Genomic DNA, 23,454 nt, shown 5'->3' with positions numbered 1-23,454 from the left:
CGGTCATTGCAACAGGAGGTTTTCGATCAGTTCGATCGGTTTTCTGAACTCTAGTCTTTTGCGCGGCCGGTCGTTGAGTTCCTGGGCAACCCAGTCGAGGTCTGCGGCGCTGTGGATGCTCAGGTCCGTGCCCTTGGGAAAATACTGGCGCAGCAGGCCATTGGTGTTTTCATTGATGCCGCGCTGCCAGGGCGAGTGCGGGTCGCAGAAGAAGATCTCGATGCCGGTGTCGATCTTCACGGTTTTCCAGTCCTGCATCTCGATGCCCTGATCCCAGGTCAGGGAATGCCGCAGCGCCTCGGGGAGTGTCTTGATCTTCGCGGCCAGCGCATCACGCATCTGCTCGGCCTTGTACCCGTCCGGCAGATGCACGAGCATCGTGTAATTGGTGGTCCGCTCAACCAGCGTCCCAATCGCGGACTGATTCCCTTTGCCGATTATTAGATCCCCTTCCCAATGCCCCGGCACGGCCCGGTCCTGAACCTCGGGCGGACGCTCGGAAATGTTGATCATTCCCGGGATCCGGTTTTTGCGCTGGCCGGCCTTGCGGCAGGGCTGCCTCATAGCCCGCCCGGTGCGCAGGCACACGGTCAGATCACGCTTTAGCGCCCCGCGGGACTGCACGTAAAGGGACTGGTAGATCGTCTCGGGTGACACCCTCATCTCCGGCTCATCAGGGAACTCAACCCGGAGTCGTCCTGCAATCTGCTCGGGTGAGTACTTCTTTGTCAGGTCCTCTTCCACCTTCGCACGCAGCACGGTGTTCGTGTGCAGTTTCGCCGGTTTCGGACGCGAGGCCCGCTCATACGCCAGTGCGTGGGCCGACGTCGCCCGGTAGGGCAATCCTGCCACCGAGTTGCGCCGCAACTCCCTGGACACCGTCGAGGCCGAGCGACCGACCACGGCCCCGATCTGCCGCAGTGATTGTCCCTGGGCACGCAGCACCGCGATCTCCTCGCGCTGGGCGAAGGTCAGGCAACGGCCCTTCAGATCACGGCCCCGCCGAGGCCTGACGCCGCCCGCCTCAAGCAGGACCCTGCGCCCGGTACGCCGACTCGTATTGATCGGAGCAACGGCATCAGTGATGAAATCACCAGCCTGCATCCCGGCCCAAAAAACCTGCAAAAGATCAGGCCTCAAATGAATTGAATACCCCGCCATGACAACACCCATCCGCTAAGTGTTGCAATCACCGCAAGAACCCAAGGTTCCTCTTATAGGACAGGTCTGTAGGACGCTAGTCCAACTCGGACGGATCGGAAACTATCTCCGCCTCGGATTCCGGCAGTCGGCGTCGGGGTGAGAAGTCAACTTTCCAGCTGTCGAGTTCGAAGATCTCGTCTTCCATGTCGAGGTAGATAGCAACCAGCACCGGGAACCCGTCTTCATCCTTGAACCAGCCCTCCGATAGTGCTCTACCAAATATGCGGTGTGGTTTTGTGGTGTCGAACAGAAGGCTACCCATGCCTCCATCGTCCATGTCGCTAACCCGCAAGGACTCTACATCGACTTCCTTCCACTTAGCCTCGAACGCACGGTCAAGTAAAGTCCGCATGATGAGGACTTCGCCAGGAAGAAGCGGTCTAAAGGTCACCTCGAAATACTACGGCCGGCGCTGGGTGCTGCTGATTCCCTTAGTTACGCGGACGTCCCATTTCCAACGACACGGAACACTAACACTGAATATGTCCCCGCAGAGGGTTCCCCTTGCGGGCTGCTCCAAGCGACAAATAGCGCTGTGAAAAAGCCGCCATTTACCGCTGCGATTCATAGGCCTGCTCCTCGCTCCGGACTCAAATAGGTCCGAAAACGGTCGTTTTAGACAGCGTTAGGATTCTGCCATGACTCAATCGTTCGCATGGCATGCCCGATGTCTCGTTCAATGGGTCGCGGCGGCGGATGGAGGTCGACGTTCTGGCCCGCCCTCAGGACCGTCATACTTTCCAACCGTGGTATTCGTACACGGAAGAGATTTGGAAGTTGATCCGAATTGGCCTGCTGCAGGAGAGCACTTCAGCGTCGAGTTAGCACTAGGTGATCCACAGCCTGACGGTAGCGTTCCAGCCCAACTTCGATTCTTTGCCCCCGAACTAACAGGGGCATACCTTCACGCGGGAAGCGACCTACTTGTGATGGAGGGACCAATCCCGTCGGTAAGGCGCATGTGTTAAGGGTCGAGTACTAAGGACGAGGCAGTGAGAAGGAGTCGTCCCAGTCAGGGTTCCTTGGGTTCTTGCGGTGATTGCAACACTTAGCGGATGGGTGTTGTCATGGCGGGGTATTCAATTCATTTGAGGCCTGATCTTTTGCAGGTTTTTTGGGCCGGGATGCAGGCTGGTGATTTCATCACTGATGCCGTTGCTCCGATCAATACGAGTCGGCGTACCGGGCGCAGGGTCCTGCTTGAGGCGGGCGGCGTCAGGCCTCGGCGGGGCCGTGATCTGAAGGGCCGTTGCCTGACCTTCGCCCAGCGCGAGGAGATCGCGGTGCTGCGTGCCCAGGGACAATCACTGCGGCAGATCGGGGCCGTGGTCGGTCGCTCGGCCTCGACGGTGTCCAGGGAGTTGCGGCGCAACTCGGTGGCAGGATTGCCCTACCGGGCGACGTCGGCCCACGCACTGGCGTATGAGCGGGCCTCGCGTCCGAAACCGGCGAAACTGCACACGAACACCGTGCTGCGTGCGAAGGTGGAAGAGGACCTGACAAAGAAGTACTCACCCGAGCAGATTGCAGGACGACTCCGGGTTGAGTTCCCTGATGAGCCGGAGATGAGGGTGTCACCCGAGACGATCTACCAGTCCCTTTACGTGCAGTCCCGCGGGGCGCTAAAGCGTGATCTGACCGTGTGCCTGCGCACCGGGCGGGCTATGAGGCAGCCCTGCCGCAAGGCCGGCCAGCGCAAAAACCGGATCCCGGGAATGATCAACATTTCCGAGCGTCCGCCCGAGGTTCAGGACCGGGCCGTGCCGGGGCATTGGGAAGGGGATCTAATAATCGGCAAAGGGAATCAGTCCGCGATTGGGACGCTGGTTGAGCGGACCACCAATTACACGATGCTCGTGCATCTGCCGGACGGGTACAAGGCCGAGCAGATGCGTGATGCGCTGGCCGCGAAGATCAAGACACTCCCCGAGGCGCTGCGGCATTCCCTGACCTGGGATCAGGGCATCGAGATGCAGGACTGGAAAACCGTGAAGATCGACACCGGCATCGAGATCTTCTTCTGCGACCCGCACTCGCCCTGGCAGCGCGGCATCAATGAAAACACCAATGGCCTGCTGCGCCAGTATTTTCCCAAGGGCACGGACCTGAGCATCCACAGCGCCGCAGACCTCGACTGGGTTGCCCAGGAACTCAACGACCGGCCGCGCAAAAGACTAGAGTTCAGAAAACCGATCGAACTGATCGAAAACCTCCTGTTGCAATGACCGCCTGAATCCGCCGAACCTCTAAGGAGACAGGAACGAATCCACCCTAGGTGAGCAAACTCTTGATTGCTTCGCTGGCTTTCGTCATTTCCTCCCCAGGATCAAGTATCAGCTCACCTCGTACACACCAAGTCTCTGGAAAGGAGGGGTGCTGAAGGGTAAAGCCCAGTTCAACGTGGCCCGTGTGACGGGCCGCAAGCAGCAGATCGCCCTCGAAGGATTCATACGTTTTGATTCCTAACCAGCCAGCCCAATGCTCAGCCAAGTCCTCAAAGAAATCCGACAGGTCTTGAAAGCCTTTTGCATAGTGGGCCGCCACTTGACGGTTCCCTCTCAAGTTTTGTAATTCAATGGCCACAAGCACGCTGCTCGGCTCTCCGTCAGATCCCTTCGAAACTTCCTCAAAGGTGATGCGCGAAGAGCGTCCGATGCCGATAGTTGCTGTTCCCATCACCCTATTCTCTAGGGACTGTCCTGTTTTGCATGGAATCTGCTTCAACGGCTGCCCATTGAGGGTTCGGCTAACGCGACCCAAGGGCCCAGTGATCGACGGCTACCGGGCCCCCGATTCCTAACAGGGAAGGTGAGCGTTGCAGGCCGAATTGGCGGCCTTGAGCAGACTGAGATCCCGCGTACCTCAATCTCGCTCCAGCGTCTTGTCGAGCTCGCGCCAACGCTCCCACGCAGACTGACGAGTCACGCCAAGCGCAGTCGCGATCTCGGTCCAGGACAGTCCAGCCTTCCGTGCCTGGCGCACGGTACCCAACTCGGTGTGGTCACATTTCTGCCGGATCTCCTGGATACACCGTAATGTGAGCAGCAACTCTTGCTGCCACGCCTGATCAGTCGTGTCGGACTAGCGCCTTTTGGGCCCCGTCAGATCGCGATGGGTGACCGGCCCTCCACGGTATCTAGCCATACCTGTCAGGCTGACCTTGCAGAGACCGTTGGTAAAGACACCCTGACACCGCTCCGAGCGGGTCAGCTGTCCTTGAGCCGCCGGCCCTCGGGAAGGTCAATCGACGACAGTTCAAGGTTCCGTAATTGGGATTCCGGAATCGCTAGTCAAAGCTGAGACTTGTACGCCATGGCCAACCGTGAGCTAAGCCCTGTCCCGGCGGTCCCGCTCCTTCTGTCGTGCCTCTTCCTCGTCCCAAGCGTGACTCTCCCGATGCCTAACTCGGAGAAGATAGGCGAGCATGATCACAAGAGCCATCAGGACAGCCAACAAGCCATATCCGACGAGATCGAATCCCAGCCTGGAGAGCCGTCCGATGGCTATCAATGCCAAGCCCGGAAAGGAGATGAAGCAAAGAAAGAGCGAAATCCGGAAGCCTGCCCGCGTTAACCCCGGCTTCGGCTGCCTTTTGAATGGCACCGTCCCTTTCATGCTCAGAGGGTACAGCTAGCAGGCAACTTGTCCTAGTGGTCGTTGTAAAGCAAGAGAGCAGAATCTGTCCGTTCAGGGTTCGGCGGATTCAGGCGGTCATTGCAACAGGAGGTTTTCGATCAGTTCGATCGGTTTTCTGAACTCTAGTCTTTTGCGCGGCCGGTCGTTGAGTTCCTGGGCAACCCAGTCGAGGTCTGCGGCGCTGTGGATGCTCAGGTCCGTGCCCTTGGGAAAATACTGGCGCAGCAGGCCATTGGTGTTTTCATTGATGCCGCGCTGCCAGGGCGAGTGCGGGTCGCAGAAGAAGATCTCGATGCCGGTGTCGATCTTCACGGTTTTCCAGTCCTGCATCTCGATGCCCTGATCCCAGGTCAGGGAATGCCGCAGCGCCTCGGGGAGTGTCTTGATCTTCGCGGCCAGCGCATCACGCATCTGCTCGGCCTTGTACCCGTCCGGCAGATGCACGAGCATCGTGTAATTGGTGGTCCGCTCAACCAGCGTCCCAATCGCGGACTGATTCCCTTTGCCGATTATTAGATCCCCTTCCCAATGCCCCGGCACGGCCCGGTCCTGAACCTCGGGCGGACGCTCGGAAATGTTGATCATTCCCGGGATCCGGTTTTTGCGCTGGCCGGCCTTGCGGCAGGGCTGCCTCATAGCCCGCCCGGTGCGCAGGCACACGGTCAGATCACGCTTTAGCGCCCCGCGGGACTGCACGTAAAGGGACTGGTAGATCGTCTCGGGTGACACCCTCATCTCCGGCTCATCAGGGAACTCAACCCGGAGTCGTCCTGCAATCTGCTCGGGTGAGTACTTCTTTGTCAGGTCCTCTTCCACCTTCGCACGCAGCACGGTGTTCGTGTGCAGTTTCGCCGGTTTCGGACGCGAGGCCCGCTCATACGCCAGTGCGTGGGCCGACGTCGCCCGGTAGGGCAATCCTGCCACCGAGTTGCGCCGCAACTCCCTGGACACCGTCGAGGCCGAGCGACCGACCACGGCCCCGATCTGCCGCAGTGATTGTCCCTGGGCACGCAGCACCGCGATCTCCTCGCGCTGGGCGAAGGTCAGGCAACGGCCCTTCAGATCACGGCCCCGCCGAGGCCTGACGCCGCCCGCCTCAAGCAGGACCCTGCGCCCGGTACGCCGACTCGTATTGATCGGAGCAACGGCATCAGTGATGAAATCACCAGCCTGCATCCCGGCCCAAAAAACCTGCAAAAGATCAGGCCTCAAATGAATTGAATACCCCGCCATGACAACACCCATCCGCTAAGTGTTGCAATCACCGCAAGAACCCAAGGTTCCTCAAACGGGGGCCGACGAACCGCCATTTCAGACTGGGCCAGAAGCGCCACGTATCTCTGCAATGCACGCGAGAGAACCAGCCGACGGGTTTGTTGCCAATACGGTGGAAAAGGTCATGAGTCGAACAGTCTGCCTCCGCCTTCAGCCCTCGGCCCTTCGCGCAAAGCCGGTTTCTGCTCCCAGCGTGGTGCCAACCTCGGCGAGCTGCTGAATAATGTCAGCGTCGAGCTGGATGTCATACTCATAGATTTGGGTGCAGAGAGTTTCAAAAGCCTCGAGTTCCTCTCCAGCCCGAATGAAAATCTCAATATTGTCGATGTCCTGGGAGGGAAGGCCGACGGCGGCGTCCATAGCCCGGTGGAGACGCACAGTGATCTCTTCCAAGCTCATCCCGTCACTCACGGGATCGTCAGCCAATGTCGGCCGCCACGATCTGACTCCAAAGTGCCTACGCCTTCGAAAGAGTCTCATAGCAAGAGGTAACCACAGGTTCCCGTTCACACCGGAACGCGGCGATATGCGTGCGTGCGCTCAGGATGCCCCATCGCCCGCTACCTTCGGTCGGCGAACCGCCCGCAGAGGGTTCCTCACACGGACGTCTTGGAATTGCTCTACCTCGCAGTCGACCCGGATGCTTGGGGCAAGGGTCTCGCGCGCCGACTCCTTGACCACCTCCGAAACCCGGTGAAGGCGCAGACTCCTATGGAGCTTTGGGTTATCGCCGACAACAAGAGAGCGATCGCCTCCTATGAAAGAGGCGGTTGGATTCCGAAGCCCGAGATTAAGGTCCGCAACTCGGCGGGCCGGCCGGAACGCCGCGACATCCTGTCCCCGTGAAGGTATCTCCACCGAACACATACTGCGTACAACGAGAGCCAGTCGCTCGTTTTACTCATCTTGGTGACGCTGCGTGCACACGACGCAGTACCGATGTCTTAGGAATGGTGGAAGAGCTACTGGTCAGCGAGGATGGATGGATGTCCAACATGAGGGAAAGAATGCATGATCCTGCTACTACCGGGCAGTTCAGCGCGGTGAAGGTCAAATCTAAGGACGGAACGCTCACCGCACTTGCCCGTCCTGGACATGGAGTCCCGATCATTATCGTGCACGGGGTCATCGCCGATGCCTTTGCCTGGAAGCAGGTTGCCAGAGAAGTAGCGCCGGAGCGTCCAGTCTTTGTGCTCAATCGCCGAGGACGCGTCCCGAGCGCTCCCCTGAGTGAAGGGTATGGAGTCGAGACGGAAGTGCAGGACCTCTTGCGCTGGCTATCGACTCTTGAGGGTCCGGTTGACCTAGTTGGGCACAGTTACGGCGGACTCATAGCGGTTGAGGCTATTCGACAAGGTGCCAATATTCGCTCGCTCGTCCTGTACGAGCCGGTCGCATACCCGTTCGGCCTCGAGGCGCTGCCGCTCGTGGCGGCAGCGATTAGCGCCGGCGACCTTGACGCTGCGGTCGAAATCATCAATGTTGATCTCTCCGGCTATACCCGAGCACACGTTCAGACACTCCGGGCTGGCCCAGCGTGGCCTAAGCTCATGCAGCTAACCGAGCCGGCCGGTGCCGAGCTTCAGGCGATCAACCAATTCGTTCTCACCGCCCCACAATCATGGACTACTCCTACAACGCTGATCGCAGGCGAGCTGAGCAGGAACCGCCCACCCTACGGGCCGAGCGTTGACATGTATAAGGCAACCTTGGACGTCGACAGTGTCACAATCTTGGCAGGCCAGGACCACCTGGCGCACGTGACCGCTCCGCAGGAACTGGCGCACGCAATCAACGAGGCATTTGCACCTGAACGATGACAGGTACCTCATACCAACCCATCACGCTGACGGGGCCGACCCGCCCGCGCGTGTCCCGCTCAACGTTCGACATCGGGCACCAAGGGCAGGGTGATCGACCGGCTAATGAAAGTTATGCGGACCACCGGCCTAAGGGACAATTTTGCGCGTCGTGGGTGCCGCACTGGACTCCCACCGCCTCGCCCACGCGATCGCCCGGACAAGAACTTCGTGAAATAGGCGGCCGCCGATGAGATGCGATATGAATGGTCTGAGTGCGATTTCGGGACACGGGTGACCACGCTACTCGCGGAGGACGCCATCGCCCTGCTTGCCGGGAGGGCCACGGGAGTCCAAGCTTGCCAGGCCCCAGGATGCATATGTACTACGTCCCCACCACGGAGCGGCGGCGGTGGGGCCGCACGAAGTACGGCAACAGGGCCCGCGTCGCCCGCCACCAACGAAGTTGAAGCCACAAAGGACCGATTATCGGGCAGTGTCACCCAGTCGATGAATCGCCCCGGCTGTTCCAAGTAGCGGTTGCGATGCACTCGAATTGCGGTACCTGAACGGTCCGGTCGCGGCCTGTACCCCGACTGCATTTCTAATGTAGGTATCCGCCCGAGCACGTCCACAAGCGGGGCCGCTTGCGGACGTCCGCTGACGGACCGAGTTTGGGGCGGACCCTGCGAGCGCGTGAGGCCTCTCGATTCGTCTTCAGTGGATCGGGGTATGCGATGGCCAGCAGCCCGCGCATGGCCCACCGGTGGAGGAACGAGCTTTGCGCCGCTAGGTGAGATCGAGCCTTGAACGTTAAACCTTGAGCCGAGCATCAGCGCGGAGGGTCTACGATGAACGGCCAGGAAGGCAGACAAGACGACAAGGGGCGTGCCACAATGTGCGTGGGGAGGGATCACTGTGGGTGAGGTTGCTTACGGGTCATTGGCGTCTGTGTATGAGTGGCTGGTACCGGATGCTAAGGCGTCCCCGGCGGGCAATGCGCAGGGGTTCGAGATGGTGACGGCGGGGCTCGACCCAGGGGGACAGATCTTGGACTGCGCCTGTGGGATTGGGTTGCTGGCGGTGGGGCTGGCTGAGGCCGGATTCCGGGTCACTGCGTGCGATGCCAGCCCGGCGATGGTCGAGCGGACCCAGGCGCTGGCTCGCGCTCACGGAGTCGAGGTGTCGACGCGGGTATGCCGCTGGGACCAGCTACCCGATCCAGGCTGGCAGGACCGGTTCGACGCTGTGATGTGCGTCGGGAACTCGCTCGCGCACGCGGTCGGCCGCAGTGGCCGGCGCGCCGCACTCGACGGCATGGCATCCGTGTTGGCTACAGGTGGGGTGCTGGCGCTGACCTCCCGCAACTGGGAGCAGATCCGCTCAGCCGGCAGCAGGCTGGACGTCTGGGACCGGCTCGTGGAACGCGCCGGCCGCAAGGCAATGGTGGTGTACTCCTGGCAGGTGCCGCCTTCATGGGACGCCGAACACCACCTGCAGATTTCCGTGGCAGCACTCCAGGACGGTGACCAGCTGCAGGTGACGACCGAATTGCTGCCTATCTGGCCCTTCCACCACGAGGAACTGCTAGCCGATGTCGCGGCCGCAGGTCTAAGCCTCGCAGGGTCCACGTACGATGCGACCCAACCAAATTATCTCGTCACCGCTCAGCGACGCGCAGGGTTACCAACCTGACCCACATTCTCCTCATCCCGGCGTCGCATGATCACACCGTCCGCGGCGAGACCGGACGGCCATGTAGCGTCCCGCTCAGGCACCGGCTTACGGGACGGAAGCGCTATACAGGTGGTGCCTTCGCAGTGCAGCGTCCACCGGCGGGACTAACGACGGCATTGAACCAATTACAAGTTATTGGTTCTTGTATCCCCCATTTTTCCAGGCAGAGTGTAGGGACAATCAGCAGATGCACCGTTCCAGAGTGAGTACACGAATGACATATGACCAAGAAGCTGACGCTGTGTACGTCTATTTTGCGGATGAGATCCTAGCCGGGGATGTGAAAAAAACTTATCTGTGCGATCCCATTGAAGTCGACGGAATGATCAATCTCGATTTTGACCGCGACGGACGACTCGTCCGTGTGGAAGTTCTCGATGCGAAGAGCAAATTGCCGCCAGAACTACTGGATCGACTTATTCAGGGATGAGGACCCCGCCCTGTTCGACGAACCGAATCTGATCCAGTCAGGGTTCCTCTCAGGGACGATTCTAGGGCTCTAGCCGGGACATCCCTAAAGGACAGCATTGACCCATCTAGCTGCTGAGCCGGAACCTCCAGCTGCTCTTCAGTCGTTGCAACTGTTGGACGGAGGGCAGTGGGAGGCGTTGAATGGCTCCATAGCTGAAAGCGTCGGGGGGCTTATGACTAAGCAGTTACATGTGAGCGGCCGGCACGTGCCATGGAGCCTCACCCTCAGTGTTTTGTGTTGGCTCGTTCCCGGTGTGTGGTCCGGCCTTGGCACGCTGATCCCATCCCTGTTGGTGCCGTCCCACATAAGAGACTCCGGCTGGTTCGGCTCAGGTACCCTTGTCGTTCTGGCTGGATACACAGTGGTCGTGATTGGCGTTCCGATTCTGATGCTTTACCGGTCCCGGGTAGCCAGGGCTCTGCTGTCCCTGGTCGCTGGACTGTTTGCCATTATTGTCATAGCTGTTCCCCCGATAGAGCCGATGTTCGCTTTTATCCCTGTCGCGCTCGGCGCCGTACTGATGTGGCTTCCGCCGTCGAATCAATTCCTCCGGAAACGCATCATCGCTGGAAACGGCGCTGTGCTCTGAGCGAGACTGCAAGCTCGGGGACTAACTGTCCGTTTAGGGTTCCTTGGGTTCTTGCGAACCCAAGGTTCGTCTAACGCACACAAGACGGCGCGGTGATCCACCAGCTAACGGACGTTGCCCTGTCCGGGGGTTCACGGGTGTAAAGGCGCGCAATCCTTACAATAAGAAATGGTGCAAAGCTCCCGGCATTGACATGGAGCTCCGTCGCTGGGAACCGAGACCGAGGGGACATGCAACTCGGCAGTAAGTTGAATCCGCTCCGCCTGCGCCCCTGCCCCCGTCCTGTTGATACCAGAAATCTATCCCTTAATTGGCAGAACCCAACCAATACCGGTGCAGAGGCCTACACTTTCAGCCATGGGGGACTCAGAGTCAGACGTCGGGGCAACTCCGGTGATCGGGCGGGTCACCGCCGGCATCTGCGCCGCGGCCAACCTGACCATTCTGGGCGTGCTCATCACAGGCGCGGTATCCAGCAGCACCGCCGCGGTCCTGTCCGGCACGGCACAATCAGGGCCCCTCGGGCTACTGGCCTTCGGCCTCCACGCTTCCATCGTTATCGGGCTCATCTTCGCGGTGAACTCCCTGACCGGTCCCGACCCCGAATACGGGAAGATTCTGAGTCTCTTCAGGGGCAACGACCTCAAGGGATTGAGCGACGCCGCACCAGCCATGCCGCTCTTGGGGTTTTCGTTCCTGACTTATTGGCTTGGCTTCATCGGCGTCTCCTGGTTCGGGTGGAGAATCCACGAGCCGGCGTCTGCCATGGCAGAGGTGAGCGCCGCCCTCACACTCGTCGGCGCTGCCGCCTTGGCTCTCTGGATGATCCTGGTAGCTCTCGGCAAGAGGTCACCACACTCCGCAGGAAGTGGCGCGCAGGAGCACGAGGCAGTACCTTTGGCGAACACACTCAGCCGACCGCGGAGACGAAGGCCGATGGAGCCTTATCGACGTAATGTCGGCTTCAAGTACCGGACAATCCGAGCCACGATACCGCTCGTAGAACTCAGCGCGACCTCAGAGGAGCTCCATTTCAGGTTTCGGTTCGGTCTTGGACTCATTTTCGGGCCATGGCACTTCCGCAGGGAACAGGTATTCGAGGTGTTCACAACACGCGGACTATTTTCCACGCGAATCCACATCCGCGGGGAAGACTTTGAGATCTATGTCTATGCGTCACCTCCGGAACCGCTGCTCCTAACCCTCGAGGAACTCGGCTACCCCGTGGACTGGATCATGCGACGATGACAGCGCCGGAATGTGCAGGTGGGTTCGGGTGCCCGGTGAAGGATCCCTTACCCGGGCGCTGCGGTCACCCAACGCATTTGGTATGGAGTCAACAAAACCACACGGTGGGTCGTTCCCCGTGCCGGAACCCGCCCCGTTGATCATCACAGCTTCAATCCGGCCGGTCATGCCGACCGCTGAGAACGACCACGGAGAAGGACCAAGAGAATCGTTGTGACGACAGCTGCGGCGATACCGCCCAGAAGATCTGACCAAAAGATGACAGGCAGCTTGTTAATAACGAACAGCAGTTGCATCAGCGCGCTCAAGCCGGCAATCCCGGCGCCGGCGATCAATAGTCTCGTTCTATGGTCCATGCCATCCCCCAATGCAGTGGGCTGTTCCGCAGCCCGTTCGCAGTCAGCCTATCTGACGGCTTATTCTCGCTCCGGGCCGAGAATTCCTTCGGGGCACGCCCTGGGTGACGACTCTGTCCCGCAGAGCGTTCATGAGCGGGCAGGCGATAAACGAGCTCACAGGAAAGGCCGCCGAGAAACGAGGTCTGTGGGGGCCGCTCCTGCACACAAGTTGGTCTACGGTGCGGAATCCGGCCGGGCAATTAGGGCATCATCCTCGGAGCCTGCTCTTTACGCGGATGAACAGGGCGGCCAGCGCCATCCCGAAGAAGGACGCGGTCAGGAGGGCCAGCACCGCCAGCGCCGGGTTCGTCCACAGAGGAACCATGTCGTACTCGGCGTTGCACTTGGTGGTCAGGGGGAACAGCTGGAGCTGCTCATGCGCGTTTTGACTGCGGTATTCGTGGGCGTACGTGTGTCCACGCAATTCGCACGCCTCCCCCACGTCAAGCCCGCCGGCGGAGACACCTTGGAAGAAGACCAAGAACAGCAGGAACGCGGACAGTATCGTCAGCTTGAGCCAGAAACCGGCAGGCTTCGTTTGTAGCATCTCGGCCGGTGAGGGATCCCCCTTCCGGCCATCAGTCTGCCCGGTCAGGGTTCGGCGGATTCAGGCGGTCATTGCAACAGGAGGTTTTCGATCAGTTCGATCGGTTTTCTGAACTCTAGTCTTTTGCGCGGCCGGTCGTTGAGTTCCTGGGCAACCCAGTCGAGGTCTGCGGCGCTGTGGATGCTCAGGTCCGTGCCCTTGGGAAAATACTGGCGCAGCAGGCCATTGGTGTTTTCATTGATGCCGCGCTGCCAGGGCGAGTGCGGGTCGCAGAAGAAGATCTCGATGCCGGTGTCGATCTTCACGGTTTTCCAGTCCTGCATCTCGATGCCCTGATCCCAGGTCAGGGAATGCCGCAGCGCCTCGGGGAGTGTCTTGATCTTCGCGGCCAGCGCATCACGCATCTGCTCGGCCTTGTACCCGTCCGGCAGATGCACGAGCATCGTGTAATTGGTGGTCCGCTCAACCAGCGTCCCAATCGCGGACTGATTCCCTTTGCCGATTATTAGATCCCCTTCCCAATGCCCCGGCACGGCCCGGTCCTGAACCTCGGGCGGACGCTCGGAAATGTTGATCATTCCCGGGATCCGGTTTTTGCGCTGGCCGGCCTTGCGGCAGGGCTGCCTCATAGCCCGCCCGGTGCGCAGGCACACGGTCAGATCACGCTTTAGCGCCCCGCGGGACTGCACGTAAAGGGACTGGTAGATCGTCTCGGGTGACACCCTCATCTCCGGCTCATCAGGGAACTCAACCCGGAGTCGTCCTGCAATCTGCTCGGGTGAGTACTTCTTTGTCAGGTCCTCTTCCACCTTCGCACGCAGCACGGTGTTCGTGTGCAGTTTCGCCGGTTTCGGACGCGAGGCCCGCTCATACGCCAGTGCGTGGGCCGACGTCGCCCGGTAGGGCAATCCTGCCACCGAGTTGCGCCGCAACTCCCTGGACACCGTCGAGGCCGAGCGACCGACCACGGCCCCGATCTGCCGCAGTGATTGTCCCTGGGCACGCAGCACCGCGATCTCCTCGCGCTGGGCGAAGGTCAGGCAACGGCCCTTCAGATCACGGCCCCGCCGAGGCCTGACGCCGCCCGCCTCAAGCAGGACCCTGCGCCCGGTACGCCGACTCGTATTGATCGGAGCAACGGCATCAGTGATGAAATCACCAGCCTGCATCCCGGCCCAAAAAACCTGCAAAAGATCAGGCCTCAAATGAATTGAATACCCCGCCATGACAACACCCATCCGCTAAGTGTTGCAATCACCGCAAGAACCCAAGGTTCCTCAAATGCGACGATTGGGTTCCTCCGATAGAACGTCCGTCGTTTACAGAGCTCAGGGTCGGTGCGATGCTGAACCCACTACGGCGACCCTGGGCTGTGGGCCGAATGGGGGCAAGCGTAAATGCAATGGAGAATGCCGAAACGACGACCTCCCTGGCCGCACGACATGCTGATTACAGTCAAGGATGATCCTCACCACCTGACTCTCTTGCTCTTTGTCCGGCAGGCTTGGGCGCTGGCTGGAGATGTGGACATCCCGCCCCTGGACCCTGTGCCTGACTGTGGTAGCTCCCGGATGCCTGCGTCAGCTGATGCAGAGACGTGGGACAAGCGCTGGAAAACGGCTTGGGAGCAAGCTTGGGCCTGGTACGAGATTGAGGATTCGACGCACCATCCCACGCCTTCTGAAATGCGAGAGGCCGAGGATCCTGATCACGGATTGAGCCCTTTCATGGCGCCCGGTGGATGCAGCGCTATGGGTGGGAAGGCCTGGATAGTGACGCCTACCAGGCGTGGGACCGAAGCCTTGTCCCGAAGTTTCCCCACGGTGGGGAACGTCAAAGTCTCCAGGAGCTGATCCCGGCGTGGGAGAGCGGACTCGACACCATCATTGTTCTGCCTTATAAGGGGTACTTTGCGCAGCGACTGACTCGCCGGCTCCTCGTTGTGTCCGCTGACGTCCGGAACCACCGTGAGGACTACAGCAGGGCGTTAAGAGAGAGCACACTCTAAAACGACCCATTGAGGGTTCGGCTGCGTGTGGCAGCTAGCTGTCGAGGCCCATTGAAAGCTGACACCGTCCCTAGATGGACCAATCCCAGCATTCGTCCCTTTCAGGGTTCCCAAAAGGAGACCGTGGCGAAATTGGCTTTATTAGCGGATCTGCTGGTCAGGATTTTGCAGGTCGTATAACTCCCGTGATGCTCCTATGGAGTCTTTGTGTTCCAAGGACCAGTCTGCGAGCTGTTTGACCAGCAGGGTGAGGCTGCTTCCACGCTCAGTGAGTTGGTAGGTGACTTGGGCAGGGACAGTCGCGTAGACCGTGCGTGTAACAAGGCCGTCCCGTTCGAGGCGCCTAACTGTGAGGGTCAGCATGCGCTGCGAAATCCCTTCGATGGCCCGCTGGAGCTCCCGAAAGCGCCGGGCGCCCGAGGCCAGCTCCACGATGACCAGCACCGACCATTTATCCCCGATTCGATCCAGAACGTCGCGGATTCCACAGTCTGAATGGTCGGATTCGCCGCAGGGTTCCAAGACAGGGGTTACTTCCATGTGACTGCCTAACACCAAAGTGCCTCCTTGTGGGCTCTCGCCTTGTTACCGAAGATGAGTCTAGTTACCGAAAAGTACCAGTGAAATGAGCATGCCCATGATTCTCGTAACCGGGGCCTCCGGCCACCTCGCCAAAGCCATCCTTCAACACTTCACGCAGGCGGGAGCGGCTGCAAGCGGAGCAACCCGTAATCCCGGCAGCAGCGACCAGCTTCGGGCCTTGGACTTCGACGTCCCCGAAACAATCTCCTTCGAGGGCGTGGAGACATTGGTAATGGTGTCCGCCGGAACTGAAGAAGACGATGTCGTCATCACGCGGCACAACAACGCCATAACGGCGGCCGAACGCGACGGGGTCAGGCACATCGTGTACACGAGCCTCACCGAGGCCGGCGATCATCTGGGATTCGCGTTGGCCCATCGCTGGACAGAACGCCGCCTTCAAAGCGGAAAGGCGCAGTGGACGATTTTGAGGAACGGTCTCTACGCGGAGCTGATCGGCCATCTCCTGGCTCCCCGTGAAGGAGTCATCTCTGCCCCATTCGGACAGGGCGGCGTCGCCGCCGTCGCCCGTCAGGATCTTGCAGAAGCAGCGGCAATCATCGCGCGGAACCCCGAAATACACCAAGGCAGAACCTATAATTTCGTCGGGAACACCGTCGTCACGGGGCAGAACATAGCTGACACACTGGGGGCGGAATACCGGCCGGTCAAGCTCACCGAACTACGACAGGCCCTGGATTCTGCCGCGCTGCTGCCCTTCCAGCCTCCTATGCTGCTGTCCATACATTCCGCAGTAAGCCACGGATTCCTTGAGGAAACAGGCACCGACATCACCGCCATCCTTGGACGGGAACCCCTGAACGCACTCCACATTGCCGCGGCCGCAGCGACCGCATGACCAGTAGCAACTGGCCCGAGCGCCCAGGCCGGGTGCCGCCGTCGCCCTTTCCTTTGTGGTTTGGCTTTTAGGCAGGTGACTGGGAAATCCGAATCATGTTGCCGGAAGGATCACGGAAGGCACAGTCCCGCGGGCCCCATGGCTGGTCGATGGGCTCCTGCATCACCTCTGCGCCGGAGGCCCGGACTTTCTCGAATAACCCGTCCAGATCGTCGGTACGGAACACAAGCATGGGGAGCACACCCTTGACGAGAAGCTCCTGGAGTGCGTCGCCGTCGGCCTGGGAACGGCCGGCATGCGGCGAGGACAGGACGATCTCGAGGCCAGGCTGGTCCGGCATTCCAAGGGTGATCCAGTGGAAGCCGCCCTGGGCGACGTCGTTCCTGACCTCAAGGCCGAGAGCATCACGGTAGAACGCGAGTGACTCTTCGGGATCGTTGACAGTGATATTGCAGTACTGGAGTGCGATAGTCATGGTGGCAACGCTAGTCCGAGGCTGCCGGTACCGCTTCTCGAATACTGCTTTTCACGTACTGGGCGGGACGGGTCCTGATCTTGGCAATGCACGCGGGCATGGCCTCGACGGCGTGGTGCTCCCGGGAACGATACGAACTGGGCGTCTCCCCTACGATCTCCGTGAACCGGGCGCTGAACGAGCCCAACGATGTGGACCCGACTTCCATGCAGGCGTCCGTAACGCTCCACCCGGCCCGCAAGAGAGCCATAGCCCGCTCGATCCTGCGCGTCATGAGGTAGCTGTACGGCGTTTCGCCATAGGCCTCGCGGAACTGCCTGGAGAAGTGCGCCGGTGACATTAATGCCAGACGGGCCATGGTGGGAACGTCCAGCGGACGGGCGTACTCACGGTCGATCAGATCCCGTGCACGGCGCAAAAGAACCAGGTTGGCCAGGTCCTGAGGAGTCATGTAATGAGGCTACCACCGGGGCCGAAAGTTCTCATTGAGTCGTTGACGGGGATAGGCGCTTACGCGCCCGGTGTGTTCGGACTTTCCTTGAGCCGGGCCACCAGGACCGGTGCGCCCTCGCTTTCCGGGAGCGGATCCGCGTGGCGGTGCACCACCTTCCACTCTCCGTCCTCGCGTCGCAGGATGGTGGTGACGCGGAGTGAATAGGGCTTGGTGACGGCGCCGTCAATGGAAGCAACGGTGTGCTCGATTCCCGCGAGATAACCCAAGTCACCGCTAACGCCGGCCGCCACGACCTCATATCTGAAGGACTGGCAGTCGGAGAAACGATGGGCCAACCAGTTGAAGACAGGGGCTATCTGATCCCATCCGCTCTTCGACTGGGCCGCACCAAAAAGGGTCACGGGAGCATTCCGCGACCACATCGCAATCCGCTGAGCGGCATCCCCGTTGTGGATAGCTGTGTCCGCTTCTTCCAGGCGCGGCAATACCGATGCCAGGAAGTCTTCAAGTTCGCTCATTTTGTCCCCTGACCTCGAACCGGAACCTCCATTTTCCAGTATCGGCACGGCCTTCACACGGTCACAAGGATCTGCCGGCAGTAAAAACTGCCGCAACGCAGCAGTCAGTCCGGCTGAGACAGGCGTCGCGCGGACTCTTCAATGGCGGCACCGATCTCCTCGGTGCGGCCATCGAATTCCCGGCCTTCCCCGAAAACACAGAGGGAAGCAACGATGGCGCCGGCAGGATCCCGCAGCGGCACAGCCAACTCGTGTACGCCGTGCTCGAACTCTTCCACAGCGTGGACCACGCCCCTGGGCCTGTCCCGCTCCATCAGCGCTAAAACCTCGGCAGCGGAGTGGGCTGCTTGCGGACCCCCGACGCCGATAAACTCCACGTCCGCAAGCAGCCCCTGCAATGCCTTCTCGCTGTGATCCCAGAGCAGCGCCCGGCCTGATCCGGTGCACCATACGGGGGTGACCATGCCGGGCTGCATCATTCCGCCGGAGAGGCCATGGTCACTTGAGGACCTGATGAGGATGACACGGGCGCCGTCCCGGACCGACACCCTGCCCTTGAGTCCGAGATCGGCAGTCATCCGCTGGAGCTCCACTCTTGAGGAGCTGACCCACCCGCCGTTGAGGGAAGCCGCCAGCGAGAAGAACGCAGGACCTGCACGGAAAGGGCCCCGGTCCACCCTTTCCAGCAGGTCGAGGTCACAGAGTTCCTGGGTCAAACGCGAGACCCTGCTGCGGTCCATACCGAGCTCGACGGCGATCTGGGTAACGCCGTACAGCGATCGGCCCCACTTCTCACGGTCAGCGACGATGCGGACAATCCGAAGCCCCTGTGCCAGGGACGAGACTTCAGAAGTTTCCATGTTCGTGGCTCCTCACCGCGGGACGACGCCCTATTCTTGCACAGCCGGTTCTTGCACAGCCGCTACTTTGCCGCTGCGGTCAACTGGCGGGAGCGGCCGTATTTGAAGTGGAAGAACGCGTAGCAGCCAATGACAAACGGAATTCCGAAGTAGAGGGCATAGATCTGGTTCGGGTCAAAGGCGATACCTACCAGGGATACAAGGCACAGGCTGAACGCAAGGATGGGAACCAACGGGTACAACGGCGCCTTGTAGCTGAGCGTGGAAACGTCCCCGCCGTTCCGGACGAAGGCCCTGCGGTGGAAGAAGTGGGATGCCGTAATGGACATCCAGACTCCCACCACGGCAAACCCGGCCACGGACACCAGCGCCAGGTAGACCAATTCCGGTGAGACAACGCTGCAGATCAGCGAGGCAACGCCACCCACCATGCTGACGCTCAAGGCGAGCAGTGGGATCCCGCGCTTGGTCAGTCGCCGGAAGGCTTTGGGAGCATGACCCTCCTCTGAGAGTGAGAAGAGCATGCGTGCACAGGAGAACAGCCCGCTGTTTCCGGCCGAAAGCAGTGCGGTGATGATGACGAAGTTCATGATGTCCGCGGCGAAGGGAATGCCGATGGAGGAGAAGACGGTCACGAACGGGCTCTCGTCCAGTCCCACCTGCTCATAAGGGATGGTTGCGGCGATGACAGCGATGGCACCGACGAAGAAGATAAGGAGCCGGATGACGGTGGTGCGCATGGCCTTGGGGATGCTTGTCTCAGGGTTCGCCGTCTCGCCCGCTGCCACGCCAATGAGCTCAGATCCGGAGAAAGCATAGAAGACGGCGAGAGCGGTCACGAGCACACCGGTGAAGCCGTTGGGGAAGAGGCCCGACGTCGTCGCGAAGTTTTCGAAAAGCATGGGGTGTTCGCCGCCGGCGGCAAGGGGGTGGAACCCCAGGAGCGCCGCTCCACCAAGCACAATCAGGAGGACGATGGCCCCCACCTTGATGATGGAGAACCAGAACTCCGACTCGCCAAAAACTCGCGATGAGATGGCATTGAGGGAGAAAAGAATGGCGGCAAAAAGTACACACCAGATCCAGACGTCCACTTGCGGAAACCACCGCTGCATCAGGAGCCCGGAGGCCGTGAACTCGGAGCCGATGGCAACCGCCCAGCACAGCCAGTAGAGCCATGCCGTGGTGAAGCCAGTGGCCGGCCCGATGGACCTCGCAGCGTAGATGTGGAAGGCGCCGGAGACGGGATAGGCGATGGCCAGCTCGCCCAGGCAGGACATGACGAGATACACCATGAAGGCGCCCACGAGGTAAGCCAATACGGCGCCAAGCGGCCCGGCCTGCGAAATGGTGTAGCCGGAGCTCAGGAAAAGCCCCGACCCGATGACGCCCCCCATGGCGATCATTACGAGGTGGCGCGGGCCCATGGAGCGCCGCAATCCGGATTCTTGCGCGGCCGGCGGTGCGGCCTGAGTACCCAGCTCAGTGGGTGAAGAGAGTGACATGAGGTCTCCCAGGAGTGGTGAGGATGCCAGCGTTTGCTGCACCGGCTCCGGTTGCGGTGAGTGAGGGAATCTCCGACTCCGCACTTCCAGAGGTGATGAAAGTAACACAGATCACGAGAAACAGTCATTAAAAACATCCAAATATGCATATATTGCACGTTTGGCTCATGTAAGGTGCGGCCAAAGTGCGCAGAGCGTGGTCGATCTGACATGTGGCCGGTGCAGAAAGACATGGTTCGGCTGACACGAAGTGGGGCGAGCATGGAAGGACCAACCCCTCCTGACGAAGGACCATCATGACCACCTATGACCTTGCTTTGATCGGCTTTGGCGGCGTAAACCGGACCCTGGCCGAGCTGATCCACACCCGTGGCGACTCCCTCGAAGCCGAACTGGGCTTCGGTTTGAGAATTGTTGCCATCACCGATCTCCGGCTGGGTTCGCTGGTGCAGCCTGAAGGTATCGACCTCGCCGTTGCGCTGGGGCTCACCGGTGTCGGGGCGTCGTTCGCCCAGCATGGTGGCTCCGCAGTGCCCGATAATGAGGGGGTCATCAAGACCTGCTCGGCGGACATCGTCGTCGAGGCCACTTTCACAAACCCCGACGACGGCGAACCCGCCGTTTCGCACGTGCGCTGGGCTTTGGAAGCGGGCAAGCACGTGTGCACCACCAACAAGGGACCGGTGGCGCTGCGGGGCCGCGAACTGTCTGAGTTGGCACGCCGGCAGGGAGTGCACTTCGAGTTCGAGGGTTCCGTCATGAGCGGGACTCCCGTCATCCGGCTGGCCAAACAAATGTTCAGCGGGCTGCGCCTTGGCGGGTTCGAAGGCATCATGAACGGGACCAGCAACTACGTCCTGGGCCGTATGGAAGCGGGGCTCGGCCTGCAGGAAGCCGTCCGGGAAGCCCAGGATCTGGGTTACGCCGAAGCCAACCCGAGCGCCGACATCGAGGGCTTCGACGTGCAGCTCAAAGTGCTGATACTGGCCAACGAGCTCCTCGACGCCGGCCTGGAACTCCGCGATATCGTCCGCCAGGGAATCTCCTCCGTGACGGTCCAGGACGTCCGCCAGGCCTCACTGGACGGAAAGCGCTGGAAACTGGTGGGCTCCGCCCGCCGTAACGCTGACGGCTCGGTGACAGCCGGCGTCGCGCCCGTTGCCTTGCCTCTGGATCACGGCCTGGCCGGGGTTTCAGGGGCCACCAACGCGGTTGCCTTCACCACCGATCTCCTAGGGCAGGTCACCGTCTCCGGCCCCGGCGCCGGCCGGGTGGAAACCGCCTATGCCCTGCTCTCGGACATCATTGCCATGCACGCGGGGATGACCACCCAGGCTTCATCGTCCAAGGTCGTGGCAAATGCGTAGCGCCGTGGCTCAACGCCTTCCCGTCGGATACCTCACTGTCACCAGTCCGTTCGACGGCGGAACAGTAGGAAGCGTGAGCGTCACCCCGGCGACCGGGGTAGAGGCCGTTCTGGAGAAGGCCCGTCGCGGCGCCAAGCTGGCAGGCGGTCTCTCCCGCGCAGCCCGGGCAGCCATTCTGGCCGGTGCCGCTGCAGCGATTGAGCTTCGCAGTGAAGAATTCGCCCGCACCATCGTTGCCGAAGCCGGCAAAACTATCCGCCAGGCCCGCAAGGAAGTGGTGCGTGCCGTCAACACCCTTCAGCTCTCAGCCGCGGAGGCAAAAAGCAACGCCGGCGAGGTCATTCCGTTCGATTCCTATGCGGGCTCGGAGAACCGCACCGGCTGGTTCAGCAGGGAGCCGCTGGGAATCATCGCCGCCATTACGCCCTTCAACGATCCGCTGAACCTCGTGGCCCACAAGATCGGTCCAGCCATTGCAGGCGGTAATTCAGTGATCCTGAAGCCGTCAGCTTTGACTCCACTCTCCGCCCAACTCCTCGTCGACGCCCTCATCGAAGCAGGCCTGCCGCCGGAGGTAATCACAGTGGTGAACGGAGGACGGGAGGTGGTTGCCGCCGTCGTCCGATCACGGGATGTACGGATGGTGTCCTTCACCGGCGGGTTCTCCACAGGGGAGGCCATTGCGCGGGAGGCCGGGCTGAAAAAGCTGTCCATGGACCTGGGCGGAAACGCTCCCAATCTGGTGCTGGCTGATGCCAACGTCCAGGATGCCGTCGACGCCTGCGTTTCAGGGGCTTTCTGGGCGGCCGGCCAGAACTGCGTGGGGGTCCAGCGGATCCTCGTCCAGCGGCCCGTTTATGAGGAATTCCGCAGCAGCTTCCTCGCCGCCACCAGCGTCCTTGTGACCGGCAACCCGCTCGAGGAAGCCACCGATGTCGGGCCCATGATTACCCAAGACGCCTTGCATCAGGTCCAGTTGAAGGTCGACGACGCCGTTGCTGCCGGCGCCGTACTCCTGATAGGCAACCGCGCGGAGGGCAATGTATTGGAGCCCACCGTCCTGGAACAGGTCCCGCTGGATGCCCGGCTCTGGCAGGAGGAGGTTTTTGCGCCCGTGGTGATGCTCCAACCGTTCGATTCCCTGGACGAAGCATTGGAACTGGCCAACGCGATCGAATTCAGCCTGCATGCAGGTATTTTCACCAACTCCCTGGCTTCGGCAATGGAGGCGGCGCGGCGCTTGGAGGCCGGCGGCGTGATGATCAACGACTCCTCCGACTACAGGTTTGACGGCATGCCGTTCGGCGGCTCCAAATACGGGAGCATGGGCCGGGAAGGCGTGCGGTTTGCCTACGAGGAAATGACGCAGCCCAAGGTGGTGTGCATCAGGAACTGACGGGCGGAGCGGCGGTTCCGGCGCTGGGCTGGCCTGTTTCGGGTTGGCCGGCGCCGGGACGGCGGATCACAGTGGAAAGCGTCAGTGCCGTCACGGTGTCATTGACCCCGGGAAGGCTGGCGATCTGCTCCCAGATGACCTGGATCCTGTCCAGCGACCGCGCCTCAAGGCGAACCAGCAGGTCGAAGTCGCCGCTGAGGACGTCGCACAGCACCACTTCGGGAATGGTGCGAAGAGCCGCGAGGACGTCGGCACCCCGCATCCGGTCTTTGCGATACACCAGCAGCATGGCCGAAACCACGTGCTGGCCGGGCGCTCCGGCAACCACCGTGTACCCCTGGATGTGCCCGCGGCGCTCCAGGCGGCTGATCCGCTGCCTGACGGCGTTGCGGGACAAAAGGACACGCTGGGCAAGTTCAGCGTGGGAAATCCTGGCATTTTTTGTCAGCTCGGCGATGATCGCCTCATCGATGTGGTCGATCGTGTATTGCTCCACACTTGCCTTTCGCAACCGGCCGACGCCGCT

Annotated in this window: 27 protein-coding genes; 11 read left to right on the top strand and 16 right to left on the bottom strand. The window is 60.9% G+C overall.

Translation table 11 applies throughout. The features are described from left to right. Positions 1–3: 3 nt before the first annotated feature. Positions 4–1,173, bottom strand: coding sequence for an IS30 family transposase (locus M1D88_RS00785; protein WP_458112720.1), 1,170 nt, complete (start codon positions 1,171–1,173; stop codon positions 4–6). Positions 1,174–1,237: 64 nt separating this feature from the next. Continuing rightward, a complete protein-coding gene (locus M1D88_RS00780; RefSeq protein ID WP_458112731.1) occupies positions 1,238–1,594 on the bottom strand; it encodes a DUF6984 family protein in 357 nt (118 codons plus the stop codon). A gap of 664 nt (positions 1,595–2,258) precedes the next feature. Between M1D88_RS00780 and M1D88_RS00775 the strand changes: the two genes are divergently transcribed. Further along, complete coding sequence (locus tag M1D88_RS00775) at positions 2,259–3,428, top strand: IS30 family transposase (protein ID WP_458112720.1); 1,170 nt, start codon at positions 2,259–2,261, stop codon at positions 3,426–3,428. 46 nt (positions 3,429–3,474) lie between these two features. Here M1D88_RS00775 and M1D88_RS00770 read toward each other — a convergent pair whose 3' ends face one another. From M1D88_RS00770 to M1D88_RS00755, 4 genes are all read right to left on the bottom strand, one after another. Further along, positions 3,475–3,879: a DUF6228 family protein gene (locus tag M1D88_RS00770; RefSeq protein WP_458112730.1), complete on the bottom strand. Its 405-nt coding sequence runs from the start codon at positions 3,877–3,879 to the stop codon at positions 3,475–3,477. A gap of 186 nt (positions 3,880–4,065) precedes the next feature. Next, a complete protein-coding gene (locus tag M1D88_RS00765; RefSeq protein ID WP_458114598.1) occupies positions 4,066–4,185 on the bottom strand; it encodes a helix-turn-helix domain-containing protein in 120 nt (39 codons plus the stop codon). Positions 4,186–4,914: 729 nt separating this feature from the next. Then, entirely contained in the window at positions 4,915–6,084 is a 1,170-nt protein-coding gene (locus M1D88_RS00760) for an IS30 family transposase (protein WP_458112720.1), read from the bottom strand. 180 nt (positions 6,085–6,264) lie between these two features. Further along, complete coding sequence (locus M1D88_RS00755) at positions 6,265–6,540, bottom strand: MafI family immunity protein (protein WP_458112729.1); 276 nt, start codon at positions 6,538–6,540, stop codon at positions 6,265–6,267. 183 nt (positions 6,541–6,723) lie between these two features. Between M1D88_RS00755 and M1D88_RS00750 the strand changes: the two genes are divergently transcribed. The 6 genes from M1D88_RS00750 to M1D88_RS00725 all read left to right on the top strand — a co-directional run bounded on the left by M1D88_RS00750 (position 6,724) and on the right by M1D88_RS00725 (position 11,959). Continuing rightward, positions 6,724–6,960, top strand: coding sequence for a GNAT family N-acetyltransferase (locus M1D88_RS00750; protein WP_458112728.1), 237 nt, complete (start codon positions 6,724–6,726; stop codon positions 6,958–6,960). Positions 6,961–7,100: 140 nt separating this feature from the next. Beyond that, entirely contained in the window at positions 7,101–7,934 is an 834-nt protein-coding gene (locus M1D88_RS00745; protein WP_458112727.1) for an alpha/beta fold hydrolase, read from the top strand. Between the two features lie 897 nt (positions 7,935–8,831). After that, entirely contained in the window at positions 8,832–9,608 is a 777-nt protein-coding gene (locus M1D88_RS00740) for a class I SAM-dependent methyltransferase (protein ID WP_458112726.1), read from the top strand. A 256-nt stretch (positions 9,609–9,864) separates the two neighbouring features. Further along, positions 9,865–10,080, top strand: coding sequence for a DUF2283 domain-containing protein (locus M1D88_RS00735; RefSeq protein ID WP_458112725.1), 216 nt, complete (start codon positions 9,865–9,867; stop codon positions 10,078–10,080). A gap of 214 nt (positions 10,081–10,294) precedes the next feature. After that, entirely contained in the window at positions 10,295–10,711 is a 417-nt protein-coding gene (locus M1D88_RS00730) for a hypothetical protein (RefSeq protein WP_458112724.1), read from the top strand. Positions 10,712–11,068: 357 nt separating this feature from the next. Further along, the gene (locus M1D88_RS00725) at positions 11,069–11,959 is read left to right on the top strand and encodes a hypothetical protein (protein ID WP_458112723.1); all 891 of its coding nucleotides are present in this window, start codon (positions 11,069–11,071) and stop codon (positions 11,957–11,959) included. 164 nt (positions 11,960–12,123) lie between these two features. Here M1D88_RS00725 and M1D88_RS00720 read toward each other — a convergent pair whose 3' ends face one another. The 3 genes from M1D88_RS00720 to M1D88_RS00710 all read right to left on the bottom strand — a co-directional run bounded on the left by M1D88_RS00720 (position 12,124) and on the right by M1D88_RS00710 (position 14,142). Further along, a complete protein-coding gene (locus M1D88_RS00720) occupies positions 12,124–12,315 on the bottom strand; it encodes a hypothetical protein (RefSeq protein WP_458112722.1) in 192 nt (63 codons plus the stop codon). Between the two features lie 250 nt (positions 12,316–12,565). Beyond that, on the bottom strand, positions 12,566–12,904 hold the full coding sequence (locus tag M1D88_RS00715; protein ID WP_458112721.1) for a hypothetical protein: 339 nt from the start codon (positions 12,902–12,904) through the stop codon (positions 12,566–12,568). Positions 12,905–12,972: 68 nt separating this feature from the next. After that, on the bottom strand, positions 12,973–14,142 hold the full coding sequence (locus tag M1D88_RS00710; protein WP_458112720.1) for an IS30 family transposase: 1,170 nt from the start codon (positions 14,140–14,142) through the stop codon (positions 12,973–12,975). 503 nt (positions 14,143–14,645) lie between these two features. Here M1D88_RS00710 and M1D88_RS00705 point away from each other — a divergent pair. Next, the gene (locus M1D88_RS00705; RefSeq protein ID WP_458112719.1) at positions 14,646–14,912 is read left to right on the top strand and encodes a hypothetical protein; all 267 of its coding nucleotides are present in this window, start codon (positions 14,646–14,648) and stop codon (positions 14,910–14,912) included. A gap of 141 nt (positions 14,913–15,053) precedes the next feature. Here M1D88_RS00705 and M1D88_RS00700 read toward each other — a convergent pair whose 3' ends face one another. Continuing rightward, positions 15,054–15,452, bottom strand: a complete 399-nt coding sequence (locus tag M1D88_RS00700) for a winged helix-turn-helix transcriptional regulator (RefSeq protein ID WP_458112718.1) — start codon at positions 15,450–15,452, stop codon at positions 15,054–15,056. 97 nt (positions 15,453–15,549) lie between these two features. Between M1D88_RS00700 and M1D88_RS00695 the strand changes: the two genes are divergently transcribed. Continuing rightward, on the top strand, positions 15,550–16,353 hold the full coding sequence (locus M1D88_RS00695; RefSeq protein ID WP_458112717.1) for an NAD(P)H-binding protein: 804 nt from the start codon (positions 15,550–15,552) through the stop codon (positions 16,351–16,353). Between the two features lie 67 nt (positions 16,354–16,420). Here the strand turns inward: M1D88_RS00695 and M1D88_RS00690 are convergent, their stop codons facing one another. The 5 genes from M1D88_RS00690 to M1D88_RS00670 form a co-directional block, all read right to left on the bottom strand. Then, the gene (locus tag M1D88_RS00690; RefSeq protein ID WP_458112716.1) at positions 16,421–16,828 is read right to left on the bottom strand and encodes a VOC family protein; all 408 of its coding nucleotides are present in this window, start codon (positions 16,826–16,828) and stop codon (positions 16,421–16,423) included. Positions 16,829–16,838: 10 nt separating this feature from the next. Continuing rightward, positions 16,839–17,279 (bottom strand): helix-turn-helix transcriptional regulator, encoded by a 441-nt coding sequence (locus M1D88_RS00685; protein WP_458112715.1) that lies wholly within the window; start codon positions 17,277–17,279, stop codon positions 16,839–16,841. A gap of 59 nt (positions 17,280–17,338) precedes the next feature. Beyond that, on the bottom strand, positions 17,339–17,800 hold the full coding sequence (locus tag M1D88_RS00680; protein ID WP_458112714.1) for a YybH family protein: 462 nt from the start codon (positions 17,798–17,800) through the stop codon (positions 17,339–17,341). Between the two features lie 104 nt (positions 17,801–17,904). Next, positions 17,905–18,660, bottom strand: a complete 756-nt coding sequence (locus tag M1D88_RS00675; protein WP_458112713.1) for an IclR family transcriptional regulator — start codon at positions 18,658–18,660, stop codon at positions 17,905–17,907. Positions 18,661–18,722: 62 nt separating this feature from the next. Then, positions 18,723–20,165, bottom strand: coding sequence for an amino acid permease (locus M1D88_RS00670; protein WP_458112712.1), 1,443 nt, complete (start codon positions 20,163–20,165; stop codon positions 18,723–18,725). Between the two features lie 296 nt (positions 20,166–20,461). On the opposite strand from M1D88_RS00670, the gene M1D88_RS00665 reads away from it, so the two are divergent. Next, complete coding sequence (locus tag M1D88_RS00665) at positions 20,462–21,532, top strand: homoserine dehydrogenase (RefSeq protein ID WP_458112711.1); 1,071 nt, start codon at positions 20,462–20,464, stop codon at positions 21,530–21,532. Next, positions 21,525–22,928, top strand: coding sequence for an aldehyde dehydrogenase family protein (locus tag M1D88_RS00660; protein WP_458112710.1), 1,404 nt, complete (start codon positions 21,525–21,527; stop codon positions 22,926–22,928). Before M1D88_RS00665 ends, M1D88_RS00660 begins: the two co-directional genes overlap by 8 nt. On the opposite strand, the gene M1D88_RS00655 is transcribed toward M1D88_RS00660, so the two are convergent. Beyond that, entirely contained in the window at positions 22,918–23,424 is a 507-nt protein-coding gene (locus M1D88_RS00655; protein WP_458112709.1) for an Lrp/AsnC family transcriptional regulator, read from the bottom strand. The genes M1D88_RS00660 and M1D88_RS00655 overlap by 11 nt on opposite strands. Positions 23,425–23,454: the final 30 nt, after the last annotated feature.

The organism is Arthrobacter sp. R1-13, from assembly GCF_054161475.1.
Note: the sequence above shows the minus strand (reverse complement) of the source record. Positions and strands in the feature narration are given on the sequence as shown.

Bases quoted from the DNA above. Each gene is read 5' to 3' on its own strand.
- M1D88_RS00785 (WP_458112720.1), bottom strand. From the start codon at position 1,173: ATGGGTGTTGTCATGGCGGGGTATTCAATTCATTTGAGGCCTGATCTT.
- M1D88_RS00775 (WP_458112720.1), top strand. From the start codon at position 2,259: ATGGGTGTTGTCATGGCGGGGTATTCAATTCATTTGAGGCCTGATCTT.
- M1D88_RS00770 (WP_458112730.1), bottom strand. From the start codon at position 3,879: ATGGGAACAGCAACTATCGGCATCGGACGCTCTTCGCGCATCACCTTT.
- M1D88_RS00760 (WP_458112720.1), bottom strand. From the start codon at position 6,084: ATGGGTGTTGTCATGGCGGGGTATTCAATTCATTTGAGGCCTGATCTT.
- M1D88_RS00745 (WP_458112727.1), top strand. From the start codon at position 7,101: ATGTCCAACATGAGGGAAAGAATGCATGATCCTGCTACTACCGGGCAG.
- M1D88_RS00735 (WP_458112725.1), top strand. From the start codon at position 9,865: ATGACATATGACCAAGAAGCTGACGCTGTGTACGTCTATTTTGCGGAT.
- M1D88_RS00730 (WP_458112724.1), top strand. From the start codon at position 10,295: ATGACTAAGCAGTTACATGTGAGCGGCCGGCACGTGCCATGGAGCCTC.
- M1D88_RS00725 (WP_458112723.1), top strand. From the start codon at position 11,069: ATGGGGGACTCAGAGTCAGACGTCGGGGCAACTCCGGTGATCGGGCGG.
- M1D88_RS00720 (WP_458112722.1), bottom strand. From the start codon at position 12,315: ATGGACCATAGAACGAGACTATTGATCGCCGGCGCCGGGATTGCCGGC.
- M1D88_RS00715 (WP_458112721.1), bottom strand. From the start codon at position 12,904: ATGCTACAAACGAAGCCTGCCGGTTTCTGGCTCAAGCTGACGATACTG.
- M1D88_RS00710 (WP_458112720.1), bottom strand. From the start codon at position 14,142: ATGGGTGTTGTCATGGCGGGGTATTCAATTCATTTGAGGCCTGATCTT.
- M1D88_RS00705 (WP_458112719.1), top strand. From the start codon at position 14,646: ATGCAGCGCTATGGGTGGGAAGGCCTGGATAGTGACGCCTACCAGGCG.
- M1D88_RS00700 (WP_458112718.1), bottom strand. From the start codon at position 15,452: ATGGAAGTAACCCCTGTCTTGGAACCCTGCGGCGAATCCGACCATTCA.
- M1D88_RS00695 (WP_458112717.1), top strand. From the start codon at position 15,550: ATGATTCTCGTAACCGGGGCCTCCGGCCACCTCGCCAAAGCCATCCTT.
- M1D88_RS00690 (WP_458112716.1), bottom strand. From the start codon at position 16,828: ATGACTATCGCACTCCAGTACTGCAATATCACTGTCAACGATCCCGAA.
- M1D88_RS00685 (WP_458112715.1), bottom strand. From the start codon at position 17,279: ATGACTCCTCAGGACCTGGCCAACCTGGTTCTTTTGCGCCGTGCACGG.
- M1D88_RS00680 (WP_458112714.1), bottom strand. From the start codon at position 17,800: ATGAGCGAACTTGAAGACTTCCTGGCATCGGTATTGCCGCGCCTGGAA.
- M1D88_RS00675 (WP_458112713.1), bottom strand. From the start codon at position 18,660: ATGGAAACTTCTGAAGTCTCGTCCCTGGCACAGGGGCTTCGGATTGTC.
- M1D88_RS00670 (WP_458112712.1), bottom strand. From the start codon at position 20,165: ATGTCACTCTCTTCACCCACTGAGCTGGGTACTCAGGCCGCACCGCCG.
- M1D88_RS00665 (WP_458112711.1), top strand. From the start codon at position 20,462: ATGACCACCTATGACCTTGCTTTGATCGGCTTTGGCGGCGTAAACCGG.
- M1D88_RS00660 (WP_458112710.1), top strand. From the start codon at position 21,525: ATGCGTAGCGCCGTGGCTCAACGCCTTCCCGTCGGATACCTCACTGTC.